This is a genomic window from Pseudoalteromonas sp. M58, from assembly GCF_042604605.1.
In the GTDB taxonomy this organism is placed as follows: domain Bacteria; phylum Pseudomonadota; class Gammaproteobacteria; order Enterobacterales; family Alteromonadaceae; genus Pseudoalteromonas; species Pseudoalteromonas tetraodonis.
This window is the reverse complement of sequence record NZ_CP152390.1, coordinates 3,026,871-3,045,385: the sequence shown is the minus strand read 5'-3', so window position 1 is coordinate 3,045,385 and position 18,515 is coordinate 3,026,871. Positions and strand designations below refer to the sequence as shown.

Annotated in this window: 13 protein-coding genes and 3 rRNA genes; 8 read left to right on the top strand and 8 right to left on the bottom strand. The window is 42.6% G+C overall.

Annotated elements, in window-relative coordinates; translation table 11 throughout:
* Positions 1–41: 41 nt before the first annotated feature.
* Positions 42–728 carry a tRNA (guanosine(18)-2'-O)-methyltransferase TrmH gene (gene trmH / locus AAGD16_RS13975; RefSeq protein ID WP_058155326.1) on the bottom strand — a complete coding sequence of 229 codons (687 nt, stop codon included), beginning with the start codon at positions 726–728 and terminating at the stop codon, positions 42–44.
* A gap of 41 nt (positions 729–769) precedes the next feature.
* Entirely contained in the window at positions 770–1,228 is a 459-nt protein-coding gene (gene asnC / locus AAGD16_RS13970; RefSeq protein WP_024601823.1) for a transcriptional regulator AsnC, read from the bottom strand.
* 185 nt (positions 1,229–1,413) lie between these two features.
* Here asnC and asnA point away from each other — a divergent pair, with 185 nt between their 5' ends.
* Complete coding sequence (gene asnA, locus AAGD16_RS13965; protein ID WP_013466066.1) at positions 1,414–2,409, top strand: aspartate--ammonia ligase; 996 nt, start codon at positions 1,414–1,416, stop codon at positions 2,407–2,409.
* A 34-nt stretch (positions 2,410–2,443) separates the two neighbouring features.
* Here asnA and AAGD16_RS13960 read toward each other — a convergent pair whose 3' ends face one another.
* The 6 genes from AAGD16_RS13960 to AAGD16_RS13935 all read right to left on the bottom strand — a co-directional run bounded on the left by AAGD16_RS13960 (position 2,444) and on the right by AAGD16_RS13935 (position 8,832).
* Positions 2,444–4,048: a DUF342 domain-containing protein gene (locus tag AAGD16_RS13960; protein WP_013466065.1), complete on the bottom strand. Its 1,605-nt coding sequence runs from the start codon at positions 4,046–4,048 to the stop codon at positions 2,444–2,446.
* A gap of 147 nt (positions 4,049–4,195) precedes the next feature.
* Positions 4,196–4,588: a RidA family protein gene (locus AAGD16_RS13955; protein ID WP_013466064.1), complete on the bottom strand. Its 393-nt coding sequence runs from the start codon at positions 4,586–4,588 to the stop codon at positions 4,196–4,198.
* 12 nt (positions 4,589–4,600) lie between these two features.
* Entirely contained in the window at positions 4,601–6,706 is a 2,106-nt protein-coding gene (spoT, locus tag AAGD16_RS13950) for a bifunctional GTP diphosphokinase/guanosine-3',5'-bis pyrophosphate 3'-pyrophosphohydrolase (protein WP_013466063.1), read from the bottom strand.
* 127 nt (positions 6,707–6,833) lie between these two features.
* A complete protein-coding gene (gene rpoZ / locus AAGD16_RS13945) occupies positions 6,834–7,109 on the bottom strand; it encodes a DNA-directed RNA polymerase subunit omega (protein WP_008108220.1) in 276 nt (91 codons plus the stop codon).
* Between the two features lie 125 nt (positions 7,110–7,234).
* A complete protein-coding gene (gmk, locus tag AAGD16_RS13940) occupies positions 7,235–7,855 on the bottom strand; it encodes a guanylate kinase (protein WP_028834995.1) in 621 nt (206 codons plus the stop codon).
* Between the two features lie 116 nt (positions 7,856–7,971).
* The gene (locus AAGD16_RS13935; RefSeq protein ID WP_013466042.1) at positions 7,972–8,832 is read right to left on the bottom strand and encodes a YicC/YloC family endoribonuclease; all 861 of its coding nucleotides are present in this window, start codon (positions 8,830–8,832) and stop codon (positions 7,972–7,974) included.
* Between the two features lie 179 nt (positions 8,833–9,011).
* Between AAGD16_RS13935 and rph the strand changes: the two genes are divergently transcribed.
* From rph to AAGD16_RS13900, 7 genes are all read left to right on the top strand, one after another.
* Complete coding sequence (rph, locus tag AAGD16_RS13930) at positions 9,012–9,725, top strand: ribonuclease PH (RefSeq protein WP_008111261.1); 714 nt, start codon at positions 9,012–9,014, stop codon at positions 9,723–9,725.
* A gap of 14 nt (positions 9,726–9,739) precedes the next feature.
* Positions 9,740–10,384, top strand: a complete 645-nt coding sequence (pyrE, locus tag AAGD16_RS13925) for an orotate phosphoribosyltransferase (protein WP_377112489.1) — start codon at positions 9,740–9,742, stop codon at positions 10,382–10,384.
* Positions 10,385–10,490: 106 nt separating this feature from the next.
* Positions 10,491–10,694, top strand: coding sequence for a diacylglycerol kinase (locus AAGD16_RS13920; RefSeq protein WP_377114828.1), 204 nt, complete (start codon positions 10,491–10,493; stop codon positions 10,692–10,694).
* A gap of 488 nt (positions 10,695–11,182) precedes the next feature.
* Positions 11,183–12,719 (top strand): 16S ribosomal RNA (locus AAGD16_RS13915).
* A 294-nt stretch (positions 12,720–13,013) separates the two neighbouring features.
* Positions 13,014–15,912 (top strand): 23S ribosomal RNA (locus tag AAGD16_RS13910).
* Positions 15,913–16,043: 131 nt separating this feature from the next.
* A 5S ribosomal RNA gene (gene rrf / locus AAGD16_RS13905) occupies positions 16,044–16,158 on the top strand.
* Together the 16S, 23S and 5S rRNA genes form the textbook arrangement of a ribosomal RNA operon.
* An 816-nt stretch (positions 16,159–16,974) precedes the next feature.
* Positions 16,975–18,477, top strand: coding sequence for an NAD(P)H-hydrate dehydratase (locus AAGD16_RS13900; protein ID WP_377112487.1), 1,503 nt, complete (start codon positions 16,975–16,977; stop codon positions 18,475–18,477).
* Positions 18,478–18,515 lie beyond the last annotated feature (38 nt).

The following is an 18,515-nucleotide window of genomic DNA, read 5'->3' as shown; positions in this document are numbered from 1 at the left end:
GTTATTTAGTGAGTTAAGTGTACTTATACACTGTATATGCATCAAGTATGTTTTAATGCCTGCCAAAACTGTTCATCCGCAACGATTTCGCCATGCTCATCAAGTGCGGGATAAGGTAAGTTCTTTTGCTTACACTGCCTTGCAATAATTGGGTGGCAGCCTTCAAAATACATTGGGTGTTTTATTTCTTCACTCAGCATATTTCTATCATATAACCCAGCTAACTCACGTTGACGTTGTGCTTCGAATAAGATTAATGCTGCTGCAACGGATACATTTAACGATTGCACCATGCCTTGCATTGGAATAATAATGTTTTGATCTGCATATTCGAGCGCTTTTTCTGAGATCCCCGTTTTTTCTTGGCCGACAATAATTGCAGTAGGTTTAGTGTAATCAATTTCTCTAAAATCGACGGCATCTTCACTTAAATGAGTTGCCAAAATTTGTACATCGGGGTTATGAGCACGGATACTGGCTGCGGCATCATCTATATTTCTGTGAAGGTGTGTGTCTAACCAGTTCTTACTGCCACCTGAGGTATTATTGGTTAGCCACTTTTGCTTTTCTGGCCAGACTGCATGCACATGATGGCAACCAACAGCATCGGCCGTTCTGACTATGGCAGATAAGTTATGGTGTTTATGTACGTCTTCTAAACACACGGTAAGATCGGTTTGACGACGTGAAAGTACACTTTCAATTCTTTGATAACGAGTTTGCTGCATGGGAGTCCTCTTTTTCGGCAAATTATACGAGATTTTTCACCTTAAGGCACCACTGTTCGGCTAATCGGGTTTTGTAATGAGATCAGGGTTTCGGTTGACTGAATAGCTTCTATTGCTTGTATTTTATTGATCAACACATCTTGTAGATGATCGATTGAGCGAGTCATTACTTTAATAAAAATACTGTAATTACCCGTGGTGTAATATGCTTCAACAACCTCTTCTAATGATTCAAGCTTAATCAGAGTTTGTGGGTAGTCTCTGGCATTATTTAAATTAATGCCGATAAAACAACATACATCGTAGCCAAGCTGTTTGGTACTAATAGTTAATTGGGTACCTGTAATGATCCCCGCTTGTTTCATTTTTTCAATCCGCACATGAATTGTTCCTGCACTGACACCGAAACGCTTTGCTAATTCAGCGTAGGGTGTACGTGCATTATCCATTAATGCATGCAGAATCTGTTTGTCTAGATTATCGATTTGATAATTTTCCATAGGTTTAGTTGCTTTGTATTGTTGTATTTAATGTTTTTATACCATTTTTTTAATGATTTTAATATCGTAAAGCTATTTTTGTTATGGGTTATTGAATTAAAACGTTTAATTGTTACGATAACCATATTGAAGCGCTACTAAGCGCTGAGTCGCCAATACAATAACTGGGAATGAGGCCAATTATTATGAGTTCACACTATGTGCAGCAGCAGCAGCAAATAAGTAAAGTTAAACAGTTTTTTTCACAGCAATTAGAGCAAAAGTTAGGCTTAATTGAAGTACAGGCACCTATTTTAGCTAAAGTAGGTGACGGTACTCAGGATAACTTAAGTGGACACGAGAACGCTGTTGCGGTGAATGTTAAAGCCATTACAGATAGCCGTTATGAAGTCGTGCATTCGTTAGCAAAGTGGAAACGTAAAACTTTGGGCGAGTATGGTTTCTCTAAAGGTGAAGGAATTTACACGCAAATGAAAGCGTTGCGACCTGATGAAGATTCATTAAGTCCAATCCATTCTGTGTATGTTGATCAGTGGGATTGGGAACAAGTTATTTGTGAAAGTACGCAGCGTTCTTTATCTACTTTGAAGCAAACGGTTGAAACTATTTACCAAGGTATTAAAGCTACTGAGAAATATGTTAGTGACAGCTTTGGTTTAACACCATTTTTACCCACAGAGATTACTTTTGTACATAGTGAAGCATTACGTAAAATGTACCCAGATTTTACAGCCAAGCAGCGTGAAAAGGCGATTACTCAAGAATATGGCGCTGTATTTTTAATTGGTATTGGGGGAGCATTGAGTGATGGCAAAATTCATGATGTGAGAGCGCCAGATTACGACGATTGGTCAACCCCGACATGCGAGCAGTACATGGGATTAAATGGTGATATTTTAGTATGGAACCCAGTGCTTGAAGACGCTTTCGAAATCTCATCGATGGGAATTCGTGTAAGCCCTGAAGTATTGCAAACTCAATTAAGTATTACGGGAGACGAAGACCGTTTAGAGTTTGACTGGCATAAGGCATTGCTAGAAAGTAAGCTTCCACAGACAATTGGCGGTGGTATTGGTCAATCTCGTTTAGCGATGCTGTTATTACAAAAACAACATATAGGGCAAGTGCAGGTAGGTGTGTGGCCAGCGCAAACCTATACAAGTGTAGATGGTTTACTATAAAAAAGTTGGGGCTGTTACTAACAGCCCCTTATTATTAAGTTTTAAATTCAATTTCTATTTTATTATTTTCTAACTTAACACTACTCGGTGGGAAGTTACGGGTCGTTTTAAGCAGTTTATTGAAGATATGGATCTCTACACCCGAATGTAAAACGCTATTCACAGTCAACATGGCTTCATCGAGTAACGTATTCAGTTTTTGCTCTAAACCTGCTACCTGCTTTTCTAATTGTTCTGCTTGCTGACTATGGTGTAGCTGCGTGGTGCCAATTTTATTTATGAGTTCATTTTTTTTATCTGCATCTTTAATTAAATCCGCTTTTTCTAAAGCCGCTTGTAAACTATCAACTTGTTCATTTGTTGCTGTTAGTTCACTAAAAGATTTATCAATCTCTTTGGTCATTTCAGTGGCTGAAGCCGCTAAATTAATTACCATTTTAGCACCAGATTCATTACCTATCTCGCCGGCAATCAGTTTAGTGGCATCTAGAATTTCACCCCCAAATAGCTTTCCTTTAGGTAACTCTGATTGACCAATTTGTATTGTACTCTTTGCTTTCATTGAGCTGTGGCTAGCTTGACGTTCAAGCAGAATGTTATTAGCTTCAATGTAACAATATTGAGAGTGTGAGGCATGGACATCGCCTGCGCATATTATTCTACAAGACAGTGATTTATCTTCAGGCTTTTGATGGCCAATTACCCCTTGTTTTACAGTTATATCGCCTCCTGCGGTTAATTCGCCAGATTCAACCGTACCAAAAACGGTAATGTCGCCCGTTGCATTAATACGCATTCCTGGCTCTACATTTTTACTCACTATCACACTGCCTTCAAAGTCGATATGCCCTGTTTTTACCGACACATCGTTGACAGTAAAAATATCGTCAACACGCATGCCATTATTTATTTCAACCGGCACGCCAGCAATCGTAGAGAGTAATTCCATCGGATTATTTTTTGAGATTTCAGTGCCCTCACCTGCAATTAGAGTATGAACCTCTCCGGGTTTTGCAGGTAATACATCGCCTAACACGGTAAACCCTTCTTGGCCTGGTGTAGCGGGTTGTTGCTGTACTAGTAACTCACCTGGTTTTACACTTGCTAACTTACCAAAGTCACGCATATCTACACTGCCATCTTCTTTTAATTTAGGGGCTTTGAGACGATCTTTAAGTGTTTGAACCATTGCGTTAAATTTAGTTGGTTTACCGTCTATAGGTAAGCGCCCTTTGGCGAGTGGACCACTGACTACGGAGCCAGGTGGGAGTTCAGATTGCTTTTGTAAAAGTTGCTCTAAAAATGCTTGTTTATAACCTCTTGCGACGTGCGCTTTAACTAATTCTTTTTTAGCTTCATCAAAACTCAGTGTTGCTCCCCCTTTAGCAAGAGTGAGCGTGCCCGTGGCTAGCATTTTATCATCACTTATCTCCACGCTTAAGGTGGCATCATGACGTGTTGCAACAACTAAGATACGTTCAGGTGTTGCACTGCTGAAATAGTTATTTATGGCGTCATGATTGATTTCACACTCGCTGTAAGGCGATTGTTCAATTGCTTCAATGATAAAAGCAGCACTGGCGGGTGCAGATTTACTCGTATCGAGCAATACATTGCCATTATGAGCAAGCTTAAACACAAGTTATCCTTTTCTACTACTAAAGTAAGGTTTAATTAAATAACGTGATTACAGAGTGCTAGAATTTTAGTTTTGAGTCAAGAATTCATCAAAGTGTAGTTACAGATTGGAATAAAAGCTATGAGCGGCGCTCATAGCTTATAGAGGTTAGTTTGTTGAAGGAAGTTCCATGATGCCGTCTATTTCTACTTGTACACCTTTAGGTAGTGCACGAACGCCAATAGCAGCGCGAGCAGGATAAGGCTGTTTAAAATATTGGCTCATTACTTCGTTAACAATGGCAAAATTTGAAAGATCAGTAAGGTAAATATTTACTTTTACTAAATCTTGAATGGTGCCGCCAGCTTCTTCACAAACCGCACAAATATTTTTAAATACTTGGTGTGTTTGTTCGCTAAAGTCTTCAGATATAACGTCCATTGTTTCAGGGACAAGTGGAATTTGCCCAGATAAATAAACCGCTGTGCCCACTTTTACTGCTTGGCTGTATGTGCCAATCGCTGCAGGTGCTTTATCCGTTGATATAAATGCTTTATTCATGATGTTCCTATTTTATTTTTTACGATAGACTTTTTGTACATCCGGCATCACACGTATACGACGCATGATATTAGCGACATGGATACGGTTTTTAACTGTGATCCCTAAGTCTATCACGTATAAATTACTTTCTTTTTCATCGGTAGCTATTTCTACAATATTGGCCTGTGTAGTGGCGACCACATTGGTTAATTTAGCCAGCGCACCTTGGTGGTTAATAATTTCTACTCGTAAAGCCGCAATGTATTCTTTTTCTGGATTATCATCCCATTTTACGACTAGGTATTTTGAACGATCATTTTCCCAGCCACGAATGTTCTTACACTCTTGGCGATGAACCGTTAAACCTTTACCCTGGCTTACGTGAGCTGTAATAGCGTCTCCAGGCACTGGACGACAACATTTTGAATAATTAACTAACATACCTTCAGTACCAATAATGGTCGCTTTTGCACGTTTAGCAATATCGTTTAAATCATCGTTATCGTTTTGTAATAAGCGTTTGGCAATCAGCATGCTCATTAAATTACCTGAGCCAATTTCTACCAGTAGCTCTAAGGTTGAAGAGAGTTCATGCTCCTCAAGCACTCGCGTAATATTTTCAGCTGGCAGGTTATCAAACTTGTTTTCACCTAGGGCTGAATCAAGTAAGCGACGACCTAATAATAATGCTTCTTCATGCTGTTGGCTTTTAAGGTAGTTACGTACGCCCAGTCGCGCTTTACCAGTAACAATAAAGTTAAGCCATGTTGCGTTAGGATGAGCGCCTGAGCTAGTAATAATTTCTATTGTTTGCCCAGTATCAATGGCTTTACTTAAAGGATAAGGTTTACGATTAACGCGTGCGCCTACACAAGTATTACCAACATCAGTATGAACGGCATAAGCAAAATCGACCGCAGTCGCGCCCATTGGCAGTTCAACGATGCGACCATCTGGGGTAAAGACATAAATTTCTTCAGGGAAGAGTTCGGTTTTAACGTTTTCAACAAACTCAAATGATGATCCCGCACTTTGCTGTAACTCTAGTAAGCTTTGCATCCATTGGCGAGCACGCTGCTGCGCAGTGTGACCCGCATTGTCACCAGACTTTTTATACATCCAGTGAGCCGCGACTCCTTTGTCTGCCATGTGATCCATATCGTGAGTACGGATTTGAATTTCAACAGGAATACCATGCGGGCCAACCAAAGAAGTATGAAGTGATTGATAGCCATTAGTTTTTGGCACGGCAATATAGTCTTTAAAGCGGGTTTCAATTGGCTTATATAAGTTATGAGCAACGCCGAGTACGCGATAACAGGTGTCCATAGAATCTACCGCAATACGAAAAGCGTAAATATCCATGACTTCGTTAAATAGTAACTCTTTGTTGAGCATTTTTTTATAAATACTGTATAGATGCTTTTCACGGCCTGATACGGTGGCCTTTATGCCAGACTCCTCAAGGCGTGCTTCAATTTCTGTTTGAATATTTGAAATAACTTCTTTGCGATTTCCACGCGCTTTAGCCACTTCAGATTTAAGTGCACGATGACGCATTGGATACAGCGCTTGAAAACCTAAGTCTTCTAGCTCATTTTTTATATCGTGAATACCTAAACGATTAGCAATCGGCGCATAAATTTCTAGAGTTTCGCGAGCAATACGGCGGCGTTTATCAGGACGAAGTGCGCCTAATGTTCGCATGTTATGCGTTCTATCAGCCAACTTGATTAAAATAACCCGAATATCTTGGGTCATTGCCATAATCATTTTTCGATAGTTTTCAGCTTGAAACTCTTTTTTATCTTTAAAGCTTAACTTATCAAGCTTGCTCACACCTTCAACGAGTTCAGCCACCGTTTCACCAAATATTTCAGCTAAATCTTGTTGGCTAAAATCGGTATCTTCAATCACATCGTGCATTAGTGCTGCCATGAGCGTTTCATGGTCAAGGTGCATGCTAGCTAATATTTGAGTGACTTCAACGGGGTGAGTAATGTAAGGCTCGCCACTTGAGCGAGTTTGACCTTCATGGGCCTCTCGGGCTACCACATAGGCTTTTTGAACTAGCTCAACATCGTCTGCTGGCAAGTATTTTGAGATTTTCTTTTTAAGACCTTCAAAAAGATACATTCACACTCCAATGTTCTCGTGAAGCAAATAAGTTAGGATAAGTTACGAATATACGATGAAAACAAAGGATTGCCAACGGCTATAGTTGAAATACTATGCCGTTAGCTAAATCAAACCGGGCGGTTGATTATTGGTTGCCACCAACAATGGCAGCAACAGCAGCTAGTTCTGCCGCTTCTTGGTGTTGTTGTTCTTCACGGTCAATAACATCCATTGAAGAATTATCAACTAAACCAAGTTCGATTTCACGTAAAGCAACAACTGTTGGCTTATCGTTCTCAGGATCTACTAGTGGGTCTTTACCACCAACAGCAATTTGGCGGGCACGACGGGCCGCAACTAAAATTAAGTCAAAACGATTACCAATTGCATCTACTGCATCTTCAACTGTTACGCGAGCCATCTTAGCACTCCAAAATAATTTAAAAGCAAAGGCGTAGTTTACTGCACGCAGCAGGTTTCGCCAATAGCCAGTGGTTAATTTTTATCTGTTTTAGGGCATGAACACCTAATTAATCTTAATTTAGATTATTTGAGTAGCTCATTAATTAAAGTTTGATGACGCGTTGTTTGCGCTTTTAGCGTTAATCGCTGTGCAATAACAACACTTTCTATCTCACTTAAAGCAGTATCAAAATCATCATTCACAACAACAAAGTCATACTCATCGTAATGAGAGGTTTCTGATTGAGCTTGTGCCATACGCCCGGCAATAATTTCAGCTGAGTCTTGGCCACGGTTATTTAAACGTTGCTCTAACTCTTGCTTTGACGGCGGTAAAATAAAGATAGTTTTTACGTCTTTCATTATTTCTCGAACTTGGCGAGCGCCTTGCCAATCAATATCTAAAAACACATCAATGCCAGCGGCGAGTTGCTCTTCAATAGCTTGCTTAGAAGTACCGTAATAATTGTCAAATACTTGTGCCCATTCAAAAAAGTCATCTTTGGCAATTAGTGCCTTAAACTCATCAACCGATACAAAATGGTAGTGTTCCGCATCGTTTTCACCAGGGCGCGGTGCGCGGGTAGTGTGCGATACCGATACTTTCATATCAGCATGCTTTTTTAGTAATGCATTTATTAAGCTCGATTTACCCGCCCCAGAAGGCGCAGATAAAATAAATAAGTTTCCGCGAGAGTGTGCCATTATTTTCTCTATCTAAAAATAAACAGGCTCGAACTATAAACAGCTCAAGCCTTCAATTATTATATTGTACTTTATTTAGCTAATTATGCTCAAGTGAGTGGTAAAGCCAAAAAAAGTTACTCAATATTCTGGATCTGCTCACGCATTTGCTCAATCAGGACTTTTAGCTCTACAGCTGCGTTGGTGATGTCACTATTGATAGATTTAGATGCTAACGTGTTTGCTTCACGATTAAACTCTTGCATCATAAAATCTAAACGACGACCACAAGCACCACCTTTACTCAGGATTTTGCGAGTTTCTTTAACGTGCGACTTTAAACGGTCTAGCTCTTCGGCAACATCTTGCTTTTGTGCAAGATAAATCAGTTCTTGCTCAAGGCGTGACTCATCAATATTTGTTGTTAAATCTTCAAGCTTTTGTACTAACTTTTCACGTTGCCACTTAGTAATTTCTGGCATATGTGCTTCAACAATATCAACTTGCTCTAAAATGGCGGTTAATCGTGTAGTTATCATTTCTTCAAGGTTTGCACCTTCATCGCCACGCGCAGATTTAAAGTCTTCAATTACTTGGTCAAGACCACTAATAAGAGCTGTATTTACACTATCCATATCAATTTCTTGTGCTTCCATAACACCAGGCCAACGTAAAATATCCACAGGGTTAATGTCACCACTGCTTTGTTGCTGAACCCACTTAGCACTATTAATTAACTGCTCCGCCAGCGACTGATTAATTGATAATTCACCAACATGTGCGGGATTTGCGACAAATTTTAAGAAGACTTCTACCTTACCACGCTGTAAGTGCTTACGCAGACGCTCGCGAATAACGGGCTCCATGCCACGAAATTGCTCTGGTGCACGAATAAATGTTTCAAGGTAACGTTGGTTCACTGAACGAACTTCCCACGTGCCAGTGCCCCATTCGCCTTTAATTTCGCGACGCGCATAAGCTGTCATACTGTGGATCATGGATGATTTCCTACATTTTTAAATACAATAGTGTAATGATTATACCGTAACACTGCTTAAGCTCTAAAGAAAATTTAGCCTACTGAGTGTTTTTTAAACACACTTTAATCTAAATCAACATGGCATCTGTATTCACATCCACATATAATGTGGCAAATTCAGAATTAAGGGGATCGTCAATGCGTCCAAGCGAAAGAACACCTAATCAAATTAGACCGGTTACGTTTACACGTAACTATACTTTGCATGCTGAAGGCTCAGTATTAGTAGAGTTTGGTAACACTAAGGTACTTTGTACCGCGACAGTTGAAGCTGGCGTGCCACGCTTTATGAAAGGCCAAGGTAAAGGTTGGGTAAACGCAGAATATGGCATGTTACCGCGCGCAACACACACACGTAATAGTCGTGAGGCGACGCGAGGTAAACAAGGCGGTCGTACAATGGAAATACAGCGTCTGATTGCTCGCTCTTTACGTGCAGCAATAGATCTAAAAGCACTCGGTGAAAACACAATAACTATTGATTGTGATGTAATTCAAGCTGATGGTGGTACACGTACTGCATCAATTAGTGGTGCATGTGTCGCACTCGTTGATGCACTTACTTACATGCGTGCAAAAGGGATGATTAATTCAAATCCACTTAAGCATATGATCGCGGCTATTTCAGTTGGTATATATAAAGGCCAAGCGATTAGCGATTTAGAATACCTTGAAGACTCTGACGCTGAAACCGACATGAATGTAATTTTAACTGAAACAGGTAAAATTATTGAAGTACAAGGGACTGCTGAAGGCGAGCCTTTCTCGTTTGACGAACTTGATGAGCTACTTACACTCGCTAAGCACTCAATTCGTGAAATTATTGATGTACAAAAACAAGCACTAGCATAAATAGGTAATCAGCGATGAAAGAATATCAAAAAGAGTTTATTGAATTTGCTTTAGAAAAGCAGGTATTAAAGTTTGGTGAATTTACCTTAAAATCTGGCCGTACAAGTCCATACTTTTTTAATGCAGGTTTGTTTAATACCGGTCGTGATCTTGCTCGCTTAGGTCGCTTTTATGCAGCGGCACTTGAAGATGCAGCAATTGAATTTGATGTACTATTTGGTCCCGCTTATAAAGGTATTCCAATTGCAACAACTACCGCAGTTGCGTTAGCTGATCATTACAACAAAGATGTGCCTTACTGCTTTAACCGGAAAGAGAAAAAAGCACACGGTGAAGGTGGCAGCTTAGTAGGTTCGTATCTTAAAGGTAAGATAATGCTAGTTGATGATGTGATCACTGCAGGTACTGCAATTCGCGAATCTATGGAAATTATTGCTGAAAATGGCGCAGATTTAAGTGGTGTTTTAATCGCACTTGATCGCCAAGAAAAAGGTAAAGCTGAGCTTTCAGCTATACAAGAAGTAGAGCGTGACTTTAATACTCAAGTAACTTCTATTGTTAAATTGGCTGATCTAATCAGTTACCTTGAAAATCAAGGAACCATGGATGAGCATTTAGCGGCAGTAAAAGCATACCGAGATCAATACGGTGTAGCATAAGTAAGAGCCTCGCAAAAGCGGGGCTTTATTTTGTTTAAAATTTAGCAGAACTCGCACGAATAGTTAAAGCGAGTTAATTCTCATAGTCGAGTGATTAAATCCAACTATAGCCATAAAAGCATTAGCAGATCGTATAAGTACAGAGATTAATGTTCCATCGGATCAAGCTAAAGATATAAAATCTGCAGCGGTTACTCTCCTATTGGTGATCATGATGATCATTCTTTACACATTTAAGGGCTACCTCACAGTTAAACGCTTAAATACCGCGTTTATTGTTAATAAATTGATAGTTATGTTGTGTTTTTAGTATCTATCGTTCAAATATCCAGCGAACAGTCATTTATTTCAAGTTTTCTTCAAAAAAGGGTTGATCTGTTTTCGGATCTCCCTATAATGCGACCCCACTGAGACGGCAGAGCGCAACGCATAGCGAGGCACGAGCTACTCAGTGAGTCGAGTAAAACTTAGTTTCGAAAACTTTCAAGTTTAACAAAATTAAGTGTTGACAAAAAAATAGGAAAGCGTAATATGCGCAGCCCTAGCGAGATAAAGTTAAGCGCTTTAATCGCAACGTTCTTTAACAATATAAAGCAATCATCTGTGTGGGCACTCGTACAGATTGAGTTCTAACAGCCAAGCTACTTAGGTAGTGAGGCAAGCAAATTTAGAGTCTCAATTGAACTGAGTGACCAACAGAATAGTTACTTAGGTAATTATTCAGCACAGTCAATTCAATATCGAAAGATATTAAATAAATTCAGAATTCATTGAGCTGTCGAAAGACAAAAAACTTTTTAATTGAAGAGTTTGATCATGGCTCAGATTGAACGCTGGCGGCAGGCCTAACACATGCAAGTCGAGCGGTAACAGAAAGTAGCTTGCTACTTTGCTGACGAGCGGCGGACGGGTGAGTAATGCTTGGGAACATGCCTTGAGGTGGGGGACAACAGTTGGAAACGACTGCTAATACCGCATAATGTCTACGGACCAAAGGGGGCTTCGGCTCTCGCCTTTAGATTGGCCCAAGTGGGATTAGCTAGTTGGTGAGGTAATGGCTCACCAAGGCGACGATCCCTAGCTGGTTTGAGAGGATGATCAGCCACACTGGGACTGAGACACGGCCCAGACTCCTACGGGAGGCAGCAGTGGGGAATATTGCACAATGGGCGCAAGCCTGATGCAGCCATGCCGCGTGTGTGAAGAAGGCCTTCGGGTTGTAAAGCACTTTCAGTCAGGAGGAAAGGTTAGTAGTTAATACCTGCTAGCTGTGACGTTACTGACAGAAGAAGCACCGGCTAACTCCGTGCCAGCAGCCGCGGTAATACGGAGGGTGCGAGCGTTAATCGGAATTACTGGGCGTAAAGCGTACGCAGGCGGTTTGTTAAGCGAGATGTGAAAGCCCCGGGCTCAACCTGGGAACTGCATTTCGAACTGGCAAACTAGAGTGTGATAGAGGGTGGTAGAATTTCAGGTGTAGCGGTGAAATGCGTAGAGATCTGAAGGAATACCGATGGCGAAGGCAGCCACCTGGGTCAACACTGACGCTCATGTACGAAAGCGTGGGGAGCAAACAGGATTAGATACCCTGGTAGTCCACGCCGTAAACGATGTCTACTAGAAGCTCGGAACCTCGGTTCTGTTTTTCAAAGCTAACGCATTAAGTAGACCGCCTGGGGAGTACGGCCGCAAGGTTAAAACTCAAATGAATTGACGGGGGCCCGCACAAGCGGTGGAGCATGTGGTTTAATTCGATGCAACGCGAAGAACCTTACCTACACTTGACATACAGAGAACTTACTAGAGATAGTTTGGTGCCTTCGGGAACTCTGATACAGGTGCTGCATGGCTGTCGTCAGCTCGTGTTGTGAGATGTTGGGTTAAGTCCCGCAACGAGCGCAACCCCTATCCTTAGTTGCTAGCAGGTAATGCTGAGAACTCTAAGGAGACTGCCGGTGATAAACCGGAGGAAGGTGGGGACGACGTCAAGTCATCATGGCCCTTACGTGTAGGGCTACACACGTGCTACAATGGCGCATACAGAGTGCTGCGAACTCGCGAGAGTAAGCGAATCACTTAAAGTGCGTCGTAGTCCGGATTGGAGTCTGCAACTCGACTCCATGAAGTCGGGAATCGCTAGTAATCGCGTATCAGAATGACGCGGTGAATACGTTCCCGGGCCTTGTACACACCGCCCGTCACACCATGGGAGTGGGTTGCTCCAGAAGTAGATAGTCTAACCCTCGGGAGGACGTTTACCACGGAGTGATTCATGACTGGGGTGAAGTCGTAACAAGGTAGCCCTAGGGGAACCTGGGGCTGGATCACCTCCTTATACGATTTAGAACTTATTTGTTCGTAGTGTCCACACAGATGATTGTTAGTTAGTTTGCTCTTTGAGTTTGCTAATTAATATGCTCTTTAAAAATTTGGAAAAGCTGATAATAAAATTCGTATGAATACAGTGTATTTGTACAGAGTTTTCAAAAGTAAAAAAGAATGATAGCAGTATCATTCAGTGCCATTTAATGAACGTTTAACGTTTGTTGATTGGTATCTACTTTAGTATTCAATATTAACTTCTGGCGAAGTTAAACTGTCACAAAACAAAGACCCGTTTGGGTTGTATGGTTAAGTGACTAAGCGTACACGGTGGATGCCTTGGCAGTTGGAGGCGATGAAGGACGTATTAACTTGCGATAAGCCTAGTCAAGCTAGTAAAAAGCACTTGAGACTAGGATTTCCGAATGGGGAAACCCACCTGCTTGCAGGTATCGTTAACTGAATACATAGGTTAACGAGGCGAACGCGGAGAACTGAAACATCTAAGTACCCGTAGGAAAAGAAATCAACCGAGATTCCGATAGTAGCGGCGAGCGAAATCGGAACAGCCCTTAAGCTTATTATGTGTTAATGGAAGGCTCTGGAAAGTGCCACGATACAGGGTGATAGTCCCGTACATGAAAACGCATTTTAAGTGAAATCGAGTAGGTCGGAGCACGTGAAACTTTGACTGAATATAGGTGGACCATCATCTAAGGCTAAATACTCCCAACTGACCGATAGTGAACCAGTACCGTGAGGGAAAGGCGAAAAGAACCCCTGTGAGGGGAGTGAAATAGAACCTGAAACGTGTACGTACAAGCAGTAGGAGCCCACTTGTTGGGTGACTGCGTACCTTTTGTATAATGGGTCAGCGACTTATATTTTGTAGCGAGGTTAACCGATTAGGGTAGCCGTAGGGAAACCGAGTCTTAACTGGGCGAATAGTTGCAAGGTATAGACCCGAAACCCGGTGATCTAGCCATGGGCAGGTTGAAGGTTGAGTAACATCAACTGGAGGACCGAACCCACTAACGTTGAAAAGTTAGGGGATGACCTGTGGTTAGGAGTGAAAGGCTAATCAAACCGGGAGATAGCTGGTTCTCCCCGAAATCTATTTAGGTAGAGCCTCGGACGAATACTTACGGGGGTAGAGCACTGTTAAGGCTAGGGGGTCATCCCGACTTACCAACCCTTTGCAAACTCCGAATACCGTAAAGTAATATCCGGGAGACACACGGCGGGTGCTAACGTCCGTCGTGAAGAGGGAAACAACCCAGACCGCCAGCTAAGGTCCCAAAGTCATAGTTAAGTGGGAAACGATGTGGAAAGGCCCAGACAGCCAGGAGGTTGGCTTAGAAGCAGCCATCCTTTAAAGAAAGCGTAATAGCTCACTGGTCGAGTCGGTCTGCGCGGAAGATGTAACGGGGCTAAACTATGCACCGAAGCTGCGGATTCAAAATTTATTTTGAGTGGTAGGGGAGCGTTCTGTAAGCGGTTGAAGGTGTACCGGGAGGTATGCTGGACGTATCAGAAGTGCGAATGCTGACATGAGTAACGATAATGCGGGTGAAAAACCCGCACGCCGGAAGACCAAGGGTTCCTATCCCATGTTAATCAGGGTAGGGTAAGTCGACCCCTAAGGCGAGGCCGAAAGGCGTAGTCGATGGGAAACGGATTAATATTTCCGTACTTGGTATAATTGCGATGGGGGGACGGAGCAGGCTAAGCAAGCATGGCGATGGTAGTCCATGTGAAAGTGTGTAGGCTAGTGACTTAGGTAAATCCGGGTTGCTGTTAGGCTGTTAGGCTGAGACACGAGACGAGTCACCAAGGTGATGAAGTTGCTGATGCCATACTTCCAGGAAAAGCCTCTAAGCTTCAGATTATACCGAATCGTACCCCAAACCGACACAGGTGGTCAGGTAGAGAATACTAAGGCGCTTGAGAGAACTCGGGTGAAGGAACTAGGCAAAATCGTACCGTAACTTCGGGAGAAGGTACGCTCCGATTGGTGATGAGACTTGCTCTCTAAGCTGATTGGAGCCGCAGTGACCAGGTGGCTGGGACTGTTTATTAAAAACACAGCACTGTGCAAAATCGCAAGATGACGTATACGGTGTGACACCTGCCCGGTGCCGGAAGGTTAATTGATGGGGTTATCTTCGGAGAAGCTCTTGATCGAAGCCCCGGTAAACGGCGGCCGTAACTATAACGGTCCTAAGGTAGCGAAATTCCTTGTCGGGTAAGTTCCGACCTGCACGAATGGTGTAACCATGGCCACGCTGTCTCCACCCGAGACTCAGTGTGAAATTGAAATCGCAGTGAAGATGCTGTGTACCCGCGGCTAGACGGAAAGACCCCGTGAACCTTTACTACAGCTTGGCACTGAACATTGAACCTACATGTGTAGGATAGGTGGGAGACTTAGAAGCAGAGACGCTAGTTTTTGTGGAGTCGTCCTTGAAATACCACCCTTGTAGTTTTGATGTTCTAACGTTGGCCCCTGAATCGGGGTTACGGACAGTGCCTGGTGGGTAGTTTGACTGGGGCGGTCTCCTCCCAAAGAGTAACGGAGGAGCACGAAGGTTGGCTAAGTACGGTCGGACATCGTACGGTTAGTGTAATGGTAGAAGCCAGCTTAACTGCGAGACAGACACGTCGAGCAGGTACGAAAGTAGGTCATAGTGATCCGGTGGTTCTGAATGGAAGGGCCATCGCTCAACGGATAAAAGGTACTCCGGGGATAACAGGCTGATACCGCCCAAGAGTTCATATCGACGGCGGTGTTTGGCACCTCGATGTCGGCGGCTCATCACATCCTGGGGCTGAAGTCGGTCCCAAGGGTATGGCTGTTCGCCATTTAAAGTGGTACGCGAGCTGGGTTTAGAACGTCGTGAGACAGTTCGGTCCCTATCTGCCGTGGGCGTTTGAGAATTGAGAGGGGTTGCTCCTAGTACGAGAGGACCGGAGTGAACGAACCGCTGGTGTTCGGGTTGTCATGCCAATGGCATTGCCCGGTAGCTACGTTCGGAACTGATAAGCGCTGAAAGCATCTAAGCGCGAAGCAGGCCTCGAGATGAGTTCTCACTAGACTTTTAAAGTCTCTGAAGGGCCGTTGAAGACTACAACGTTGATAGGCAAGATGTGGAAGTGGTGTGAGCCATTAAGCTAACTTGTACTAATTACCCGTGAGGCTTAACCATACAACGCCAAACGCGTTTTATGTGATAGTTTAAGCGAAGAAGTTAATATAACTAAAGTAGATACTTGAAGACTTTATTATCAGAATTCCAAATTTTAGTAAGCTCGATTAAACGACCTTACACCAAATTTGCTTGGTGACAATAGCGTTTTGGACCCACCTGACCCCATGCCGAACTCAGTAGTGAAACGAAACAGCGCCGATGATAGTGTAGCATTTGCTATGTGAAAGTAGGACATTACCAGGCTCCAAATAAGAGAAACCCGTTACAGCAATGTAGCGGGTTTTTTGCTGTTTGGGATTTAATAAAAAAACCAAGAGCCCATGCCGAACTCATTAGTGGCCGCTCTCGTACATCCTGTACTTCACGGCATTCGTATTCCTATACATCAAACAAAACAGCGCGAAGGCAAGCCTCACACAAGGCCGCATCGGCACAAAGATAGTGTCGCATTTGCTATGTGGCTCTCTACCGCTGTGGGCACTACGACATCACCAGGCTCCAAATTAAAGAAAGCCGGACTAGCAATAGTCGAGCTTTTTTACGTCTGTAGGAAAGTGAAAATATTAGTTATAAGCCGTCAGCTATCAGCTGCACAGCGTTAACTTGACCACTGTATCATGGGTTGAGTATCTCGAAACCTATGGGTAAAAGAACGCGACGACCACCACCTTAGAGCCTAATACATACTCTACCGCTGTAGGTACCACAACATGCTACTGCGTTGTCGCTAAGAATAACGTATCGGTATCAGGTAGCAAATCCATATAATACCAATCCGCAATAATACTCAATAATTTTGCGGGGCTAAACGTGCCGCTACCTGTGTTAAAAAATTCTCATTTAGAACAACTAAATAGCGAATTTTTTGCCTAGCTATCACCCCGTTTTTCCTGCCTCAAAATAGACCGCTTAATTAAGCGAATTGGTATAAATTGGTAATAAATACTCAAATAAGGGGGTTGCGCCCTTATTCTGATTGATACATTTCTGATCTTACTTGAAAAAAAACCAATGAGCCCAAAGTCTACTTAATCAACACTTATTTTTATAGAGCCTATCATGTCGTTATTACCTTCATCTTCCAGCGTTAAGCAATTCGTATATTTAGCACAGCAAATAAGAGAGCATGAGTGTAATGCTGCAAAAGCCAGTGGTTGTGATCTGTTTACCCTAATGGAACGAGCGGGGCATGCCGCATTTTTAAATTGGAAATCATTCAATGCACAGCAGACTCTAGTACTCGTAGGGAGTGGCAATAACGCAGGAGATGGATATATTGCGGCTAGCCTTATTAAGCAAGCCGATAGACATGTAGTGGTGTGTGCCGTAGATGAAAATAAAGAATTAACCGGCGATGCTGCAATAGCACAAAAGCGCTGGATTGATGCCGGTGGTGAAATTTGTAACTTTAGCGCTGATGCACTCGATGAGTGTGATGTAATCATTGATGCATTACTGGGCACTGGTCTTGAAAATACGGTACGCGATAATGTTGCCACTATAATTAAAGCGGCGAATGAAAGCACTAAACCAATACTCAGTATTGATGTGCCATCAGGTATAAATGCTGATACAGGCCAACCTTTAGGCATTGCAATTAAAGCCACTAAAACAATTACTTTTGTAGGGGTAAAACAAGGGTTAACAACGGCTGCAGGTAAAGAGTATGTTGGTGAGCTTATCTTTGATGACTTGGCTATTGGTGAGCTATTCGTAGAATTAGCGAGCCCATCGGGTAAGCTTATTAATATCAATAGTTTTAAAGGCTTAGGCCCACGTGCTCTGAATAGTCATAAAGGTAGTTATGGAAAATTACTGTGTATTGGTGGGAATCAAGGAACGGCAGGTGCTATCAGATTAACAAGCGAGGCAGCGCTTAGAGCTGGTGCTGGAATGGTCAGAGTGTATACCCATGAAAGCTCAATTATGCCAGTCAGTTTTGGCCGACCAGAGCTTATGGTAAGTAGTAATAACTTGCAACACGCATTGGAGTGGGCAAGCTGTGCTGTTATTGGCCCAGGCCTTGGACAAGACGAATGGGCGCAAAATACCTTTAATCAAGTCATTGAGTATTGTACACATAATAATATGCCTTTAGTTATTGATGCTGATGCACTTAATTTACTCGCTAAACAAGCTTCACCGAAAATGCCCACGCGGTGTGTACTTACCCCGCATCCGGGCGAAGCCTCTCGATTATTAAAGGTGTCGACTGGGGAGATAGAGTCTGATCGGTTCAGCTATGTTCAACAATGTGCTAAACGTTACTCAGCAGTTTGTGTTTTAAAAGGCGCAGGAACTTTAATAGCCGATGGTAAGCATACTTGGGTTTGTGAAGAAGGAAGCCCTGCGCTTGCTGTTGGCGGTAGCGGTGATGTTCTTACTGGTATTGTAGGGGCATTACTTGCTCAAGGGTTAGATTGTGCTGAGGCGACTTGCTATGGTGTTACACTGCATGCTAAAGCGGGTGATATTGCTGGGCAAAAAAATGGAGAGCGAGGTATGCTACCTAGCGATCTGTTTTGTATAGTGAGGCGGTTAATTAATAATATAAAACCATAAGATAAAAGCATTCATATTAATTTTGTTCTTTTTTTGAT

Bases quoted from the DNA above. Each gene is read 5' to 3' on its own strand.
- rpoZ (WP_008108220.1), bottom strand. From the start codon at position 7,109: ATGGCTCGCGTAACAGTTGAAGATGCAGTAGATGCAATTGGTAATCGT.
- AAGD16_RS13900 (WP_377112487.1), top strand. From the start codon at position 16,975: ATGTCGTTATTACCTTCATCTTCCAGCGTTAAGCAATTCGTATATTTA.
- AAGD16_RS13935 (WP_013466042.1), bottom strand. From the start codon at position 8,832: ATGATCCACAGTATGACAGCTTATGCGCGTCGCGAAATTAAAGGCGAA.
- trmH (WP_058155326.1), bottom strand. From the start codon at position 728: ATGCAGCAAACTCGTTATCAAAGAATTGAAAGTGTACTTTCACGTCGT.
- asnA (WP_013466066.1), top strand. From the start codon at position 1,414: ATGAGTTCACACTATGTGCAGCAGCAGCAGCAAATAAGTAAAGTTAAA.
- AAGD16_RS13955 (WP_013466064.1), bottom strand. From the start codon at position 4,588: ATGAATAAAGCATTTATATCAACGGATAAAGCACCTGCAGCGATTGGC.
- pyrE (WP_377112489.1), top strand. From the start codon at position 9,740: ATGAAAGAATATCAAAAAGAGTTTATTGAATTTGCTTTAGAAAAGCAG.
- spoT (WP_013466063.1), bottom strand. From the start codon at position 6,706: ATGTATCTTTTTGAAGGTCTTAAAAAGAAAATCTCAAAATACTTGCCA.
- asnC (WP_024601823.1), bottom strand. From the start codon at position 1,228: ATGGAAAATTATCAAATCGATAATCTAGACAAACAGATTCTGCATGCA.
- gmk (WP_028834995.1), bottom strand. From the start codon at position 7,855: ATGGCACACTCTCGCGGAAACTTATTTATTTTATCTGCGCCTTCTGGG.
- rph (WP_008111261.1), top strand. From the start codon at position 9,012: ATGCGTCCAAGCGAAAGAACACCTAATCAAATTAGACCGGTTACGTTT.